The 16683-nt window shown below is 62.1% G+C and carries 16 protein-coding genes; 14 read left to right on the top strand and 2 right to left on the bottom strand.

All coding sequences use genetic code 11. From position 1 onward, the window contains the following. Positions 1 to 6: 6 nt before the first annotated feature. Positions 7 to 621, bottom strand: coding sequence for a 5-formyltetrahydrofolate cyclo-ligase (locus B0W80_RS12140; protein ID WP_076999393.1), 615 nt, complete (start codon positions 619 to 621; stop codon positions 7 to 9). 9 nt (positions 622 to 630) lie between these two features. On the opposite strand from B0W80_RS12140, the gene B0W80_RS12135 reads away from it, so the two are divergent. The 14 genes from B0W80_RS12135 to otsA all read left to right on the top strand — a co-directional run bounded on the left by B0W80_RS12135 (position 631) and on the right by otsA (position 16169). Continuing rightward, positions 631 to 2652 (top strand): lytic transglycosylase domain-containing protein, encoded by a 2022-nt coding sequence (locus B0W80_RS12135; RefSeq protein ID WP_076999392.1) that lies wholly within the window; start codon positions 631 to 633, stop codon positions 2650 to 2652. A gap of 55 nt (positions 2653 to 2707) precedes the next feature. Beyond that, positions 2708 to 3292: an MgtC/SapB family protein gene (locus tag B0W80_RS12130; protein ID WP_076999391.1), complete on the top strand. Its 585-nt coding sequence runs from the start codon at positions 2708 to 2710 to the stop codon at positions 3290 to 3292. Between the two features lie 78 nt (positions 3293 to 3370). Further along, a complete protein-coding gene (locus tag B0W80_RS12125) occupies positions 3371 to 4066 on the top strand; it encodes a glutathione S-transferase family protein (RefSeq protein ID WP_076999428.1) in 696 nt (231 codons plus the stop codon). 37 nt (positions 4067 to 4103) lie between these two features. Then, complete coding sequence (locus B0W80_RS12120) at positions 4104 to 5357, top strand: multifunctional CCA addition/repair protein (protein ID WP_076999390.1); 1254 nt, start codon at positions 4104 to 4106, stop codon at positions 5355 to 5357. Between the two features lie 161 nt (positions 5358 to 5518). Then, complete coding sequence (gene cqsA / locus B0W80_RS12115; protein ID WP_076999389.1) at positions 5519 to 6784, top strand: alpha-hydroxyketone-type quorum-sensing autoinducer synthase; 1266 nt, start codon at positions 5519 to 5521, stop codon at positions 6782 to 6784. Further along, positions 6748 to 8097: a sensor histidine kinase KdpD gene (locus B0W80_RS12110; RefSeq protein WP_256856554.1), complete on the top strand. Its 1350-nt coding sequence runs from the start codon at positions 6748 to 6750 to the stop codon at positions 8095 to 8097. Before cqsA ends, B0W80_RS12110 begins: the two co-directional genes overlap by 37 nt. Continuing rightward, a complete protein-coding gene (locus B0W80_RS12105) occupies positions 8094 to 9146 on the top strand; it encodes a response regulator (RefSeq protein WP_076999387.1) in 1053 nt (350 codons plus the stop codon). Before B0W80_RS12110 ends, B0W80_RS12105 begins: the two co-directional genes overlap by 4 nt. 346 nt (positions 9147 to 9492) lie before the next feature. Next, positions 9493 to 10374, top strand: a complete 882-nt coding sequence (locus B0W80_RS12100) for a transglutaminase family protein (RefSeq protein ID WP_083745335.1) — start codon at positions 9493 to 9495, stop codon at positions 10372 to 10374. A 59-nt stretch (positions 10375 to 10433) separates the two neighbouring features. Next, entirely contained in the window at positions 10434 to 10958 is a 525-nt protein-coding gene (locus tag B0W80_RS12095; RefSeq protein ID WP_076999385.1) for an RHS repeat-associated core domain-containing protein, read from the top strand. A 2-nt stretch (positions 10959 to 10960) separates the two neighbouring features. After that, a complete protein-coding gene (locus B0W80_RS12090; RefSeq protein WP_076999384.1) occupies positions 10961 to 11338 on the top strand; it encodes a hypothetical protein in 378 nt (125 codons plus the stop codon). A 156-nt stretch (positions 11339 to 11494) separates the two neighbouring features. Continuing rightward, the gene (locus B0W80_RS34875) at positions 11495 to 11872 is read left to right on the top strand and encodes a hypothetical protein (RefSeq protein ID WP_143684591.1); all 378 of its coding nucleotides are present in this window, start codon (positions 11495 to 11497) and stop codon (positions 11870 to 11872) included. A 184-nt stretch (positions 11873 to 12056) separates the two neighbouring features. After that, on the top strand, positions 12057 to 12818 hold the full coding sequence (otsB, locus tag B0W80_RS12085; protein WP_143684590.1) for a trehalose-phosphatase: 762 nt from the start codon (positions 12057 to 12059) through the stop codon (positions 12816 to 12818). Then, entirely contained in the window at positions 12815 to 14758 is a 1944-nt protein-coding gene (locus tag B0W80_RS12080; protein WP_256856553.1) for a glycoside hydrolase family 15 protein, read from the top strand. The genes otsB and B0W80_RS12080 overlap by 4 nt, the downstream gene beginning before the upstream one ends. A 25-nt stretch (positions 14759 to 14783) precedes the next feature. After that, positions 14784 to 16169 carry an alpha,alpha-trehalose-phosphate synthase (UDP-forming) gene (gene otsA / locus B0W80_RS12075; RefSeq protein ID WP_076999382.1) on the top strand — a complete coding sequence of 462 codons (1386 nt, stop codon included), beginning with the start codon at positions 14784 to 14786 and terminating at the stop codon, positions 16167 to 16169. 7 nt (positions 16170 to 16176) lie between these two features. Here otsA and B0W80_RS12070 read toward each other — a convergent pair whose 3' ends face one another. Beyond that, on the bottom strand, positions 16177 to 16503 hold the full coding sequence (locus tag B0W80_RS12070) for a hypothetical protein (protein ID WP_076999381.1): 327 nt from the start codon (positions 16501 to 16503) through the stop codon (positions 16177 to 16179). Between the last annotated feature and the right edge of the window lie 180 nt (positions 16504 to 16683).

Below are 16683 nucleotides of genomic sequence, written 5' to 3'. Positions count from 1 at the left end.
AAGCGCCTAGACAGGCCAGACGACCCCGTTGTCGTTCAGGATCGCGTCCAAAGGAAGATCGTGTGCCTCGGGCTCGAAGTCGTCGAGAAAGCCATTGGTGAAGCCCAGCCCGACCGTGAAGGGCCGCGGCTCCAGCGCAGCCAGCGTGCGGTCGTAGAAGCCGCCGCCATAGCCCAGCCGATAGCCGCCCGCGCTGTACCCCAGGCAGGGCACGAAGAGCAGCGTCGGCACGATCAGCTCGGTGTCCTTGGGCTTGGGGATGTCGTAGGCGTCGTTCTCCATCGGGCAGCCCGGGTACCACGCATGGAAGGTCAGCGTCTTGTGCACCTTGTCCACCACCGGAAGGCCGATGCGGCGGCGTTGCCGCTCGCCTTGCAGTTCGCCGTCTTCCTTCCAGCGGTGCAGCGCGGGCAGCGGATCGAACTCGCCCTTGATCGGCCAATAGGCACCGATCACCGTGTCGGGCCGGCCCACCAGCCAGATGCGCATCACGCGTTGCAGCAGATCGGCACGCTGCAGCCGGTCAGGCATCGCAAGGCGCTGCTCGATCAGTGCGGAACGCAGCTGTTGCTTGAGAAAGTTGGCAGTTGCCGAGGTGTCGGCGCCCTTTGACTTGTCCATAATCCCCCGATGCAGTTCGCAAGCATTTTGTCACCGGTGCGCACCTTCCTCCGCGCTCCTTTCCCCACCCTTCTTCTTCCACTCGCCCTCGCAGCCGCCACGCTGCTGCAGCCGGCGCGTGCGCAAAGCGGAAACGACGACGTGGTGCTGCAGATGAGGCAAGCCGCGCAGCGCGGCGACAAGGCCCGCCTTTCCGCCCTGCTGCCGCAAGCACGCGGCCACCTGCTCGAGCCCTGGGCCGCGTATTGGGAACTCAAGTCGCGGCTCGGCGAGGCCAGCGCGCTCGAGGTGCAGGACTTCCTCGCACGCTACGCTGGCACGTATCAGGAAGACCGCCTTCGCAACGACTGGCTCATCCTGCTGGGCCAGCGCCGCGACTGGGACGGCTTCGCCCAGCTGCACCCCGCCTTTCGCATGAACGACGACCCGCAGGTGCGCTGCTATGCCGTGCTCGTCGACGCCCTGCGTTCGGGCACGCCCAACGCTGCGCAGGCCGACGAGGTGCGCCGCACCTGGCTGGGCCAGCGCGAGCTCGACGACGGTTGCCTGACCGCTGCCGACCGCCTGATCTCGGCCCGCATGATGTCGCCCAACGACGCATGGAAGAAGGCTCGCCTGTCGATCGAGGCCAACCGCCCGCAGGCCGCGCGCGCCGCCGTCAACCTGGCCTCGCCCGATGCCGTGCCGCTGTTCGACGAGCTCAACGCCAGCATGGCCAAGTTTCTTGCCGGCCGTGGCATCGCGCCCGGCAAGGAGCGCCGCGAGCTGGTCACGCTAGCGCTGATCAAGATGGTCATCGCCGACCCGGACATGGCAGCCTCGCAAGTCGAGAGCAAGTGGAGCGTGATGCTCTCGCCCGAGGAGCGCAACTGGATCTGGGGCGCGATCGGCCGGCAGTACGCCGTCAAGCTCTCGCCTGCTGCCAACGGCGCCTTCGCCAACGTCACCAAGAACGCCGACCTGTCCGACGACATGCTGGCCTGGAAGACACGCGCCGCACTGCGCACCGGCAACTGGAAGGAAGTGCGCGCCGCCATCAATGCCATGGAAGAGTCCACCCAGAAAGACCCGACCTGGATCTACTGGAAGGCCCGCGCCCTGGATGCCCAGGGCGGCGACGAGCGCCGCGCCGAAGCCCGCGCGCTCTACGAATCCATCGCCGGCACGCGCGGCTTCTACGAGCTGCTGGCCCTCGAAGAACTGGGCCAGCGCGCGAGTTCGCCGACGCGCCCTGCCCCGCTCACTGCGGAAGAAAAAGCTGCGGCGCGCGGCAACCCGTCGCTGAACCGAGCCCTCTACGCCATCTCACTGGGCCTGCGCTCCGAAGGCGTGCGCGAGTGGAACTACGCCACCAACCTGCACGACAAGGGGGGCATGGGCGACCGCGAGCTGCTGGCCGCCGCCGACTTCGCCTGCCAGCGCGAGGTGTGGGACCGCTGCATCAACACCAGCGAGCGAACCAAGGGCGCCATCGATGCGGAGCAACGCTTCCCCATGCCCTTTCACGACACGGTGCTGCAGAAAAGCCAGGAAATCGGCCTCGACCCCGCCTACGTCTACGGCCTGATCCGGCAGGAAAGCCGCTTCATCATGGACGCCCGCTCCGGCGTCGGCGCCTCGGGCCTGATGCAGGTGATGCCCGCCACCGCGCGCTGGACCGCCCGCAAGATCGGCATGAACGGCTTCACGCCCAACCAGATCAACGACCGCGACACCAACATCACCATCGGCACCAACTACCTGAAGCTCGCGCTCGACGACTTCGACGGCTCCATGGCCCTGGCCGCCGCCGCCTACAACGCCGGCCCCGGGCGGCCGCGCAGCTGGCGCAACGGCCCGGTCATGGAAGCCGCCATCTGGGCCGAGAACGTGCCCTTCAACGAGACGCGCGACTACGTCAAGAAGGTGCTGGCCAACACCACCAACTACGCCGCGCTGATCACCGGCCGCCCCCAGTCGCTCAAAGACCGCCTGGGCTCCGTGGGCCCGCGCAACGCCGCCGAGCCGGAGCCCAACAAGGACCTGCCTTGACCATTGCCCCGGCTAGTGTCGTGAGCCACACCGCACAGCCGGCTGGGGGTGACTCTTGAGCTGGTGGGACGCGGTCACCGACACGATCGCCACCGAGTTCTCGGACGTCGGCGACATCGCACAGGTCACCCGCATCGTGGTGCGCCTGGTGCTGGCCGCGATCCTGGGCTTCGCGCTCGGCTTCGAACGCGAGCAGCAAGGCAAAGCCGCCGGCGTGCGCACCCACATGCTGGTGGCGATCGGCTCGGCGATGTTCGTGCTGATCCCGCAGCAGTCCGGCATCGAGCCGGCCGACATGAGCCGCGTGATCCAGGGCCTGGTCGCCGGCGTCGGCTTTCTCTGCGCCGGCACCATCCTCAAGCAGGGCAAGGACGAACAACAGGTGCAGGGCCTCACCACCGCGGCCGGCCTGTGGATGACGGCTGCCATCGGCATGGCCTGCGGACTCGGCCGCGAAGTCACGGCCGTGCTCAGCACCCTTCTCGCGCTGGCCGTGCTCGCACTGGTGCCCCAGTTCGTGAAGGCCATCGAGCGCGTGGTCGGCCCGCCGGCCGACGACGGCAAGCGCCGCGTGATCGTCTCGCCCGGCGACGACGCCAGGCGCTCGGACAACGCCGCCAACGACGACCAGCGCCGCTGAGCATCAATCCGGCGCGCCTTCGGCATCAATCGCGCCGCGGCCGGCCGCTAGCATCGTGGGATTTGCGGAAGGATGGCCATGCCCCAGCTCTATATCGGCAACAAGAACTACTCGTCCTGGTCGATGCGCCCGTGGGTGCTGATGAAGCAGGCCGGCATCGCCTTCGACGAGGTCATGGTGCCCTTCGATGCCGACGGCACCGCGTTCGATCCGGACTCGCACTTCAAGAAGACCGTCGAGGCCATCAACCCGGCCGGCCGGGTGCCGGTGCTGGTCGACGGCGACATCGTCGTCTACGACACCCTGGCCATCTGCGAATACCTGGCCGAGAACCACCCCGACAAATCGCTCTGGCCGCGTGACAAGGCTCGCCGCGCGCACGCACGCAGCGTCTGCGCCGAGATGCATGCCGGATTCGGCGCGCTGCGCAACCACTGCGGCATGAACATCGAGGCCGACCTGCGCGAACAGGGCCGCATCATCCTGCGCGACCAGCCCCAGGTGCGCGCCGACCTCGCGCGCATCGTGCAGATGTGGAGCGGCCTCTTGAAAGCGCACGGCGGGCCTATGCTCTTCGGCGACTTCGGCATCGCCGACGCCTACTTCGCACCGGTCGGCGTGCGCATCAAGACCTTCGCGCTGCCCGTGCCGGCGGACATCACGGCCTACATCGAACGCGTGCAGCAGCTGCCCGGCGTCAAGGCCTGGATCGACGAGGCGCTGGTCGAGAAGCGCTTCGTGGTCATGGATGAGCCCTATCGCGTCCAGCGCTGATTCGGCTCGGGCCGCCGGGCCTTCTAAACTCCAGCCGATGAGAACCTACCTCGTCGGCGGCGCCATACGCGATGCCCTGCTGGGCTTGCCCGGCAGCGACCGCGACTGGGTCGTGGTCGGCGCCACGCCCGAGGACATGGTCGCCCAGGGCTACCTGCCCGTCGGCCGCGACTTTCCCGTCTTCCTGCACCCCGACACGCGCGAGGAATACGCGCTGGCCCGCACCGAACGCAAGAGCGCGCCCGGCTACCGCGGCTTCGTCATCCACGCATCGCCCGAAGTCACGCTCGAGCAGGATCTGGCGCGGCGCGACCTCACGGTCAATGCCATCGCGCTGCCGGCGGAGCATGTGGGCGCCAAGCTGGACCTGGCCCACGTCGTCGATCCGTACCACGGCCGCCGCGACCTGGAAAGCAAGTGCCTGCGCCACGTGACCGACGCCTTCCGTGAAGACCCGGTGCGCATCCTGCGCGTGGCGCGCTTCGCCGCGCGCTTCGCCGATTTCGGCATCGCGCCCGAAACCATGGCGCTCATGCGCGAGATGGTCGATGCGGGCGAGGCCGATGCACTCGTGCCCGAGCGCGTGTGGCAAGAACTCGCGCGCGGCCTGATGGAGGCCAAGCCGTCGCGCATGTTCGACGTGCTGCGGAGCTGCGGTGCGCTCACCGTGCTGCTGCCGGAGGTCGACCGCCTTTGGGGCGTGCCGCAGCCTGAAGCCCACCATCCCGAAGTCGACACCGGCCTGCACCTGATGCTGGTGCTGGACATGGCCGCCCGGCTCGCGGCGCCCTTGTCCGTGCGCTTCGCGTGCCTGGTGCACGACCTCGGCAAAGGCACCACGCCCACCGACGTGCTGCCACGCCACATCGGCCACGAGCAGCGCAGCGTGGGGCTGCTGCGCGGTGTGTGCGAGCGCTGGCGTGTGCCGGTGGGGCTGCGTGAGTTGGCGGAGGTGGTGGCGCGGGAGCACGGGAACATCCACCGAAGCGAAAGCCTGGGGGCGCAGGCACTGGTGCGGCTGCTGGAGCGCTGCGATGCGTTTCGCAAGCCAGGGCGCTTCGCGGAGGTGCTGCTGGCGTGCGAATGCGACGCGAGAGGAAGGCTCGGCTTGGAGCACATCCCCTACCAGCCGCGACCCGCACTGCTGGCAGCGCTCGAGGCCGCGCAGGCCGTCGATACGGCCTCCGTCGCGGCCGATGCACTGGCGGCAGGTGCGGCCGGGCCTCGCATCGCGGAGGCGATTCGGAAAGCGCGGGTCGCGGCAGTGGAGCGCTTGCTCGCCAGAATCTGAGCAACTGTTGCAGCGCTTTCCGGGAGCTGTTCGCCTAGGGTAATTTTGCGTCCTTTCAAACAAGGCGCGATTACCAATCCAACTGTTGATAAAAAAACGGGCTCGTGCAAATTGCTGTACTGAGCCCTCGACAACGGTTGCCAACCCAGGGGGAACTAATAATGGCCGACATTTCCGCGGTACCGTCAGCTTTTAATTCATGCCAACCTTCGATCCCGAGCTTTCTTCAGGATCGAATAGAACGCTATTACCAGGAACGAGTCCGGGACAGTTGGAACGGCGGGCACATCATGCGCGGCCGTGTCCCGGGCATCGACGCTTTGCACTTGTCGAGCAATGACTACCTGTCAATTTCCAGGCATCCGAAAATAGTTTCTGCGACCGCGGACAGCGTTCTCCAACACGGGAACGGTGCGCCGATGTCGGGCATATTTTTGCACGGAGCTTCCCCGCAACTCGAGCTGGAAAAACGCCTAGCCTCTTTCATGCAAGCCGAAGCTGGTGTGCTATGTCAATCAGGATGGTGCGCAAATACCGGGCTGATACAGGCAATTGCAAGCTCGAACACGCCCGTGTTTGCCGACGTGCTTGCGCACAACTCATTATGGGAAGGAATCCGCAGTTCCGGCGCCAAACCTGTGACGATCTTTCACAACGATGCTGATCACCTTGAACGGCAAGTGCGTCGTTATGGACCAGGAGTAGTTGTCGTTGATTCTATCTACAGCACCAACGGCAGCGTTTGTCCATTGGTTGATTTTTCATCTGTTTGCGACGTTCTAGGATGCGTGCTCGTCGTTGACGAATCACATTCGCTTGGCACGCATGGCCCAAGGGGAGAAGGAATGGTTGCGTCGATGGGGCTTATCAATCGTGTTCACTTTCGAACAGCGAGTTTGGCAAAAGCTTTTGCCGGACGTGCAGGTTTTATCACTTGTTCGGAAAGGTTCAGCGACTATTTCAAGTTCGAATCCAGGCCTGCAATATTTAGCTCCACGCTGTTGCCTCACGAAATCGCAGGATTGAACGCAACCTTGGATATTGTTCGGTGCGAAGGCTGGCGCCGGGATTTGCTTCATAGCAATGCCGGTTATTTAAGAAGTTGCTTGGAGGATTTTGGCTACAACCTCGGGAATAGCGAAAGTCAAATCATTGCGCTCGAATCGGGATCCGAGCACCAAACGATCGCTTTACGTGACGCGCTCGAGGCCAAAGGAATTTTCGGTTCTGTGTTTTGCGCGCCTGCAACACCGAGAAACCGATCATTGATGCGATTTTCAGTCAACGCGGCACTGAGCAAAGACGACCTCGAACGCATTGCTCGCGTTTGCCGCGACATCAGACACGAGGTGAAATTGACAGAATGGCCGTCCTCACGCCGTAAGCGTCAATGCATTCCGCCAAAAAAGCGAGTGATGTTCGAATGAAAACAAGAATCGCCATGCGGCGCTCGATCCGGCGTTTGGCCGAACGCGCCAGTCGAAATGCAGAGTACTTCGAACGCCGCCGGAGGTCTTTTGCATTGGTTGCGATCGTTGGCTTTCCGTTGTATTACGTGATTTGGTATTACATTTTTCCGCAGCCTTACGAAAACCTGCTGCTGAGAGTGATTGGCAGCGCATTATTTGTGCCAATTGCCTTCGAACACCGCTGGTGGCCGCGTCTTCAAAAATGTCGATCTGCCTACTGGCATTTTTCAGTCCTCTACGCACTGCCGTTCTTCTTTTCGTTGATGCTTTTTAAGAATCAGAGCTCTGCGGTTTGGATTGAATCTTCTCTCATCGCTGTATTCGTGATGGTGCTGATGCTGGACTGGCTCATTCTGGTTTTTCATGCGGTCGCGGGAGTATGCCTGGCGTGGGTAGCGTACTGGCTCAGCACGGAAAATGCTCATATCGAACCGGTCACACTGACTCATTTGCCCATCATCCTCTTCGCAGTGATCCTGGGCACGTTGGCGAACTACGTTACCGAGGCCATACGCCTTGAGCAGGAACGCGCGATGTTGGCCACTGCCGGGAGCATCGCGCATGAGCTGCGCACACCATTGACATCAATTCGAGTCGGCGCCTCGGGTCTGCACAAATATTTGCCAATACTTCTCGACGCTTATGAACAAGCTCGCGAGCACGCGCTTTCCGTGACTTACATAAGGCCACCCCATTTAGATGCGATCGCCGGTGTGCTAAAACGCATAGAGACGGAAGCCAATTATTCAAATGCCATCATCGACATGCTAATCAATGACGTGCGTCCGGCAACGGTGAAGCCTCAAGAGTTTGTCACATGTTCAATTAAAAACTGTATTCAAATCGCGCTGGCACGCTATCCCTTTTCCGACGAAGAAAGAGACGAGATTTCGTGCATTTTCGACACCGACTTCAACTTCAAAGGTGTAGAGCTTCTAATGATCCACGTCATTTTCAACTTACTGAAAAACTCTTTGCGACAGATCGTCGATACCGGAAAAGGAAGAATATTCATCCATACCCAAAAATCTTCAAAAAACAATCAATTAATATTCAAAGATACCGCATCCGGCATTCCGTCAGAGATCATGCCGCATATTTTCAAGCGCTTTTACTCATCCTCTTCTCCGGATGGCGACATACTGGGCTCAGGGATCGGTCTTGCTTTCTGCAAGGATGTCGTGGAGGCCTTTGGCGGCTCCATCAGATGTGCATCGGTTCCGAGTGAGTTTTCCGAGTTCATTTTGACATTCCCAACAATCGAATCATGAGCAGAACTTCAATTCCATCTTTTCACTTTCCGACAACCGTTGGGTTCATCGACGACAGCAACGATTTTTTGATGAACTTGAGTCTCGGACTCGATCAGTTGCTTGCTTCACGATTTTTTGGTTCCGCAAGGAGCGCGCTGGACACCGACGGGTTCAAATGGCGTGCCAGGAACGGAGAAAACCTTGTCCGACTTTATGAAGGTCGGGACGAAGCAGATCAGCAGCGGCAAGTCATCGATCTCCAACTCGGAGATATTCATCGAAAAGTCTACAACGACCACCGGTTCGAAGAAATCTCGGTCGTGGTTGTCGACTACGACATGCCTAGAATCAATGGATTGGAGTTCTGCAGGCGATTTCATAACCCTTGGACAAGAAAAATCCTGATGACCGGCAAAGCCGACGAGCGTCTTGCGGTCGAAGCGTTCAACAAAGGTTTGATCGACCGTTTCATCCGGAAACAGCAGGATGACGCCACTCCAGCGCTGAATCAGGCGATTCGCGAGTTACAGCTCGATTATTTCGATCGCATGCAAAAGCCATTGTCGAGCTATCTTCCGATCGGCCCGCATCGGTTCATGACCAACGAAGCCGTGGTACGTGTTTTCGATTCACTGTGCGAACAGTTGCAAATCGTCGAACACTATTTGTGCTGCGCACCCGAAAGCATTCTGATGCTCGACGCGACCGGCAAGTATTACCTCTTCATCGTTCAAAACTCCGATCAGGCACGTGCCGCTCACGAGATCGCATCGGACCAGTCGGCACCCGAGGAGCTTGTCGGGATGCTTCGTAGCGGAGCCTTCATCTCCTATTTCTACAAGACCGAAGGAAGCTATTCGCCGATCTATCAAGATTGGCGCGACTACCTCCATCCCGCTTCCGAGATATCTGGAAGCGAAAAACTCAGCTGGACCCTGGTGGAAAGTCCACAAGGCTTTCGCTCCGATCGCTTCAGCTTCTATACGACTTACCTCAAGAAGCTCGATGAGAAGAGGATCTGGCGTGAGCGTTGGGCGCGACCGCCGTCAAGCAAAGAACCGAGCTAGAAATCTGATCAATTCTCGCGGAGACACGACACAAAGATGCTTTGTCGATAGCGTGACAGCCTTCGCCTGCCGCGGGACGACGCGTCGCTACAACGCGCCGCTCATCACGAGGGGCAGCCCCAGAGAACCTTTCACGCTCGGTACCTCAATGTGTAAGACCACAATCTCCGCGAGTCTCTCGACCAACTTCGATTCATTCAAGAGAGGCGGCCACCGCTTACAGGGCAGATCATGCCTCAGTCAGAGGTCACGCTTGGCTTCAATCCTGCGCGCCGCGTTTTTTATCGCTTGTGCGGCGCTGGGGATCTTTGCCGCATTTGTTGTCCGCAACTATTAGGGAGGCTCGATGAAGAGACGCACTCTGCTCGCAGGAGCAGCGTTGAGCGCGCCAGTTGCATGGGCAAGCGGCAGTGTCAATCAATTGCGATGGCTTTCGGATGAAAGGATCGATATCGGTCGGGTCGCACTTATCTTGGCTCAGGAGTTCAGGCCCGCACTCGATGTGGAAGCGTATTCGAAGCAGCTCGACGCGCTTGTGACTGCTGTTCGTTCCAAACTCGATGGCGCGACCGATCCCGTTAAGCGCACACTTGCCATGCGCGATGTACTCTTTCGTGAAAATGGCTTTCAGTACGACCATCATCCGCTGGCTCGGGAAAACCAGCGGAACTACTTGCTCGACGGGATTTTGGATACCAAGAAGGGTATTTGCGTGACCATGCCACTCTTGTATGTTGCAGTTGGTCAAAGGCTCGGCTACCCGGTTCACATTGTTTGCGTGCCCGATCATCTCTTTGTCAGATATGTTCATCGAGATTTCCCGGAACTCAACATCGAAACCACAAGCGGCGGCAAATATTTCTCCGACGCCGATTACATCCGCCGAAATGGGGTCACCTCCATTGGGCTGCGTTCGGGTTGCTATATGCGACCCTTGAGTTATCGCGAGCAATTGGGTCTGCTGATGACGGCCAACGCTTTTGTATATGCAATGAGCGACACACCAAAGTGTCTGGAATATCTGAAGGCCTCATTGCTCCTAACTCCTCGGCGGGCCGAAACCTATGAGCAAATCAGCGCCATCCATCAGGCGTATGCCAAAGTCACCAAAGGAGAGGAATCGAGCCGCCATGCCGAAGCGTCCAAAGCGATGATGAGGAAGGCCTTTGAACTTGGGTATGTCGCGATTGAGAATGTACGTAACGCAGGGGGGATTCGGGCGGAATGAAATATTTAAAGATTGCCGTCGTACTATGGTGCCTTGTATGTTCGTCGTTGGCGACCGCGATGTATTTCGACAAAGAAAGCGGCCTCGACTACAACGGCCACCGGAGCTATAGGCCGCCAGATGGCCGATATACGCAGCCCGACCCGAAGGGCCTTGAAGCTGGCTGGAACCGCGCCCCGTACGCACTCAACGATGCGTTGAAGTACACCGATCCGGACGGGTTGAACCCCCTCGCCGGTGCCATCAGCGGAGCTGAAATCGGTTCTGTCTTTGGCCCGCCGGGTCTGGTTGCCGGCGGCGTCATCGGAGCCGGTGTGGGTGCGTGGGTTGGCTGGAACGTGTTCGGGCCAATTCTGGCAGAAGACGGCGATCCAGTTGTGTATCCTGACAACCCGGACTTCGCTCCCGACAAATTCATACCGATTTACGGAACCCCTGGAAAGCAATGCAACGACGGCTCTGTGTGGGAGCGTGACACCGCCGGTCATGGCGGTGATCAATGGAAGCGATGGCCAGATCGAAAGTCCTGGGAGAAGCGAAGGCCACCGAACAGCATTTGGCCAGACGGCCGCATCAGGAAATAGCGATGACAGAAGCAAACTTTGCAGCTCTCTTCCAAAGCGCTTTAGCGGAGTGGCCTGAAACGGTGAATCTTGCAGAGATTCAGAGGCAAAGCGGTGACCGTTACACAATCCGCGGGTTAGGGAGATTGCTTGAGGAGATTGAGTATCCTCATATCGGAAGCAAGGAAGAAGTGGTCGTACGCGAAGTTCATTGGTCCATCTACACGATGATTCACATGCTCGCAAAAAGTATGCTAGAGCTTAAGCCGTCGACTATTCGCCCAGAAGCGGTGGAGCACATCTTCAGGCGGCGATTGCAAACGGCAGTGGACTTCAAGGATCCGCGATGGAGAGCTGAAGATTTCGCTCTCGCTCAGGCCTATTTGGAGAGCACGAACTAGCGGAAGCGGCGGGAGCCAATGCGAAGACGGCTCTGTGCGGGAACGTGCACCGCCAGCCATGGCGGTGCTCAATGAAAGCAATGGCCTGATCGAAAGGTCTGGGGATGGGAAGGCCACCAGCAGCATCTGCCCAGACGGCCGCATCATGGAATAGCGGTGACACAAGCAAACTTTGTAGATCTTTTCCACCGCGCAGTAGCAGAGTGGCCTGAAACCGTAAATCTTGCAGAGATTCAGAATCGAAGCGGCGACCACCACTCAATCCGTGGGTTGTGGACATTGCTCGAAGAGATCGAGGATCCTCATATTGGCAGCAAGGAAGAAGTTGTCGTGCGCGAACTTCATTGGTCCATCTACACGGTGATTCATATGCTCGCAAAAAGTATGCTGGAACTCAAGCCATCAAGTATTCGCCCAGAAGCGGTGGAGCACATCTTCAGGCGGCGATTGCAAACGGCTGTGGACTTGAAGGATCCGCGATGGAGCGTTGAAGATTTCGCTCTCGCTCAGGCGTATTTGGAACATACGAACTAGTCGAGCATCGTAGACGAGGCGCTTCACGACAAACGCATCGCTGCCGTGCATTGGGGCACGCGCACGCTGGCCGCAAAGCGAAGCGTGCCCGCGCACAGCGTCCTCCCTGCCCTTTGCTCGCGTACCACCCGAATGGGCGTTTCGCCGACGTTCCGCCTCTGCCGAACCTGCTATGGTTTTCCCCATGCAGACGCCCCCCAGCCTCACGCGCGACGCTGCGCTTTTTCTTGATTTCGACGGCACGCTGGTGGCGATCGCCGAGACGCCCGAGGCGATCGACGTGCCCGCGGCGCTGGTGCCGCTGCTCAGCGACTTGAGCGACCTGCTGGGCGGCGCGCTCGCCGTGGTGTCCGGTCGGCAGATCGACGTGCTGGACCGCTTTCTCGCCCCATTGCGGCTGCCGGCCGCCGGTGAGCACGGCGTGCAGCGGCGCGATTTCGAAGGGCAGATGCAGGAGCAGCGTGCGCCCGACCTGACAGAAGTGCTGGACACGGCCAACGAGCTGGCCCGCGTTTACGAAGGCCTGCTGGTGGAACGCAAGCATGCCGCCATCGCCCTGCACTACCGGCTCGCGCCCCAGCTCGAAGCGGTGTGCCGCGACGCGCTGGCGCGGATCATCGCCGATCAGCCGCAGTTGGAGCTGCTGCACGGCAAGTTCGTGTTCGAAGTCAAGCCCGCTGGCGTCAACAAGGGCACCGCCATCGACGCCTTTCTGCGCGAGGCACCCTTCGTCGGCCGCACGCCGTTCTTCGCCGGCGACGACACGACTGACGAACACGGCTTCGCGGTGGTGCAGCCGCGCGGCGGCGTGGCGATCAAGGTGGGCTCGGGGCCCAGCCTGGCCCTGCATCGGCTCGATTCACCCCGCGCGGTATTTGAATGGCTCGTCGAGGCGCGTAAAGTGCTGGCCGATTCGCCATCCAAGCCGCGAGGAACCCCTGAATGACCAAGAACCCCGCAGAGGTCAAGCCGCAGGAGGAAGAGAAGAAGCAGGAAAGCCGGGCCGGCGATTCGATGGCCGAAGCCGCCGGCGCGAGCGACAAGCCTGCTGCCAACCCGGAAGCTGCAACGCAGCCCGCCGCGCGCGGAGGCTTCGGCCCGCCGGCCGAGGCATCGCTCAACGTAGGCGTGATCGGCAACTGCGCCTACAGCGCGCTGATCGACTCGCGTGGCCGTGTGGTGTGGTGCTGCCTGCCTCGCTTCGACGGCGATCCGGTGTTCAATGCCCTGCTGCACCCGGGCGACGACGCGAGCGACTGGGCGATCGAGATCGAAGACTTCGCTTCGTCGAAGCAGTGGTACGAGCCCAACACGGCCGTGCTGCGCACCCAGCTCTTCGACAGTGCCGGCCAGGGCGTCGAGATCACCGACTTCGCGCCGCGCTTCTACAGCCGCTCGCGCTACTTCCGCCCGCTGACCATCGTGCGCCGCGTCAAGCCGATCCAGGGCACGCCGCGCGTGCGCATCTCGCTGGCGCCGCGCTTTCAATGGGGCGTTGCGCCGCCGGAGATCACGCGCGGCAGCAACCACATCCGCTACGTGGGGCCCGACTTCGCGCTGCGCCTGAACACCGACGCACCGGTCGCGCACGTGCTGTCGAAGCAGCCCTTCGTGCTGTCGCGCGAGCACAACTTCCTGCTCGGTGCGGACGAAACGCTGATGGACGGCATCGCCGACACGGCGCGTCACTTCGAGCAGGAAACCATCGCCTACTGGCGCACCTGGAGCAAGCGGCTGGCCATTCCCTTCGAATGGCAGGACGCGGTGATTCGCGCCGCGATCACGCTGAAGCTGTCGCTCTACGAGGACACCGGCGCGATCGTCGCGGCCATGACCACCAGCATCCCCGAGGCGCCGGGCAGCGAGCGCAACTGGGACTACCGCTACTGCTGGCTGCGCGACGCCTTCTTCGTGGTGCGCGCGCTCAACAGCCTGTCGGAAGTCGGCACCATGGAGGACTACCTGCGCTGGCTGGCCAACGTGGTGATCGGCTCGCACGGCGAACACGTTCAGCCGCTCTACGGCATCGGGCTGGAACGCGAATTGCCCGAGTCGTTCGTCGAAGGCCTGGGCGGCTACCGCGGCATGGGCCCGGTGCGCGTGGGCAACCAAGCGCAGGAGCATTTTCAGCACGACGTGTACGGCAACATCGTGCTGGGCGCGTCACAGGCCTTCCACGACCACCGGCTGCTCAGCCGCGGCGGCGTGGCCGAGTTTCCGCATCTCGAGGCGGTGGGCGAGCAGGCGATTCGGGTCTACGGCACGCCGGACGCCGGCATGTGGGAGCTGCGCACCCGCGCCCGCGTGCACACCAGCTCGGCGCTCATGAGCTGGGCTGCCTGCGACCGCATCGCCAAGGTGGCGCGCGCGCTCGGGCTGCCGGAGCGCGCCGCGTACTGGCACGGCCATTCTTCGCGCATGCGCGAGGAGATCCTGACCAAGTCCTGGTGCGAAGAGCGACAGGCTTTCGCCGAGAGCTTCGGCGGGCACGAGCTGGATGCGAGCGTGCTGCTGATGGTCGAGGTGGGCCTCATCGACGCGCGCGACCCGCGCTTCATCTCGACCGTCGAGGCCATGGAAAAGTCGCTGTGCGACGGACCCTACATGCGCCGCTACGAGGCGGCCGACGACTTCGGGAAGCCCGAGACCGCCTTCAACATCTGCACCTTCTGGCGCATCGACGCCTTGGCCAAGATCGGCCGCAAGGCCGAGGCGCGGCAGATCTTCGAGACCATGCTGGCCGCGCGCAACCCGCTCGGCCTGCTCTCGGAAGACACCCATCCGGTCACTGGAGAGATGTGGGGCAACTTCCCGCAGACCTACTCCATGGTCGGCATCATCAACGCGGCGACCCGACTGTCGGCGCCCTGGGACTCGTGCATCTGAGCGCGGGCACCGAAACAAGAAGTCCATGAGCCGTCTCGTCGTCATATCCAACCGCATCGCCGACCCTCGCAAGCCCGCTGCCGGTGGCCTGGCCGTCGCCCTTGGCGAAAGCCTGCAGCAGACCGGCGGCCTCTGGTTCGGCTGGAGCGGCAACATCGTCGAAGACGGCCCCACCGGCGAAGGCGAATTGCGCAGCCAGCAGGCCGGCAAGGTCACGCTGGCCACCATCGACCTGAGCCGCGAGGACCACGACAGCTACTACCTGGGCTACAGCAACGACGTGCTGTGGCCGGTGTTCCACGACCGGCTCGACCTGGCCAACTTCGACGCGGGCTTCATCGGCGGCTACCGCCGTGTGAACCAGCTCTTCGCACGCAAGCTGCTGCCGCTGCTCAAGCCCGACGACATCATCTGGGTGCACGACTACCACATGATCCCGCTGGCGGCCGAGCTGCGCGGCATGGGCTGCCGGCAGCGCATCGGCTTCTTCCTGCACATTCCACTGCCGCCGCACATCATCATGGCGGCGATTCCGCAGCACGAATGGCTGATGCGCTCGCTGTTCGCCTACGACCTGATCGGCTTCCAGTCGAACCAGGACGTGCAGCATTTCGAGCAGTACGTGTACAACGAGGCCAACGGCGAGGTCAAGGGCGACGGCCTCTACCGCGCCTACGGGCAAACCGTGCGCTGCCAGGCCTTTCCGATCGGCATCGACGTCGACGAGTTCGAAGCGCTCACCCAGGCCAAGGACTCGCGCGACATGTTCGACACGATGCGCCGCGAGTACTCCAGCCGGCGGCTGCTGCTGGGCATCGACCGGCTCGACTATTCGAAGGGCATCCCGAACCGCGTGCGCTCGTTCCGCGAGCTGTTGGCCAACTATCCCGAGAACCGGCGCAGCGCGACGCTGATCCAGATCGCCTCACCCACCCGCGAGTCGGTCGATGCATACGCCGACATCCGTCGCGAACTCGAATCGCTGTGCGGCGCCATCAACGGCGACTACGGCGAGCTCGACTGGATGCCGGTGCGCTACATCCACCGCATGGTGGCGCGCAAGCGGGTGCCGGGGCTCTGCCGCGCGGCGGCGGTCGGGCTGGTGACGCCGCTGCGCGACGGCATGAACCTGGTGGCCAAGGAATACATCGCCGCGCAAGACCCGGCCGACCCGGGCGTGCTGGTGCTCTCGCGCTTCGCGGGCGCGGCCGAGCAGCTGAAAGAGGCGCTGCTGGTCAACCCCTACGACACGCACGGCACCGCCGAGACGGTGCAGCAGGCGTTGCAGATGCCATTGGAGGAGCGGCGCGAGCGCCACCAGAAGCTGCTGTCGCGCATCCGCGCGCAAGACGTGCACTGGTGGCGGCGCAGCTTCCTCGACGCGCTGCGCGCGGCAGAGAGCGTGCGCTGAAGCGGCCTCAGGCCGGCGCGAACAGCAGCTGAAGCAGCCGCGAGACGCGGGATTCGCCGGGCCGACGCGCCGGCGCCGCCGGCTGCGCGATGCCCTGCACGCTCGCCGCGCCCTGTGCGCTCAGCTCGATCCAGCCGCCCTGCCCGGCCACGTAGACCTCGCCGGCCTGGTAGTCGTTCTTGACGGTCAGCACGGTTTCGCCGAACCACGAGGGCGGCGATGCGACGCGCACGCGGCCTTCGAGCACCAGCAGCGAGGCGCCGGCATCGAGGGCCACGCGCAGCGACTGGCCGGGCAGCAGATGGGTCACGGGAGCAAGGTCGCGGGTGTTCATGGCTGGCTCTCAGAAAGTGGAAAAGAGTGGTTCGGTGCCTGAAATCGTAGGCAGTACGCTGCTCGAAAAACAGGCACAGCGAACGCTTATCGACGCCATAACAGCAGGTGGTTCAGGCCATCTGTTATGGTCGTTTTCCGCCGATCTGCATCTGTTGCCACCGCCGCCAATCCAGGAGCA

The organism is Variovorax sp. KK3 (assembly GCF_001984055.1).
GTDB lineage: Bacteria > Pseudomonadota > Gammaproteobacteria > Burkholderiales > Burkholderiaceae_C > Variovorax.
This window is presented reverse-complemented; position numbering and strand designations above follow the sequence as displayed.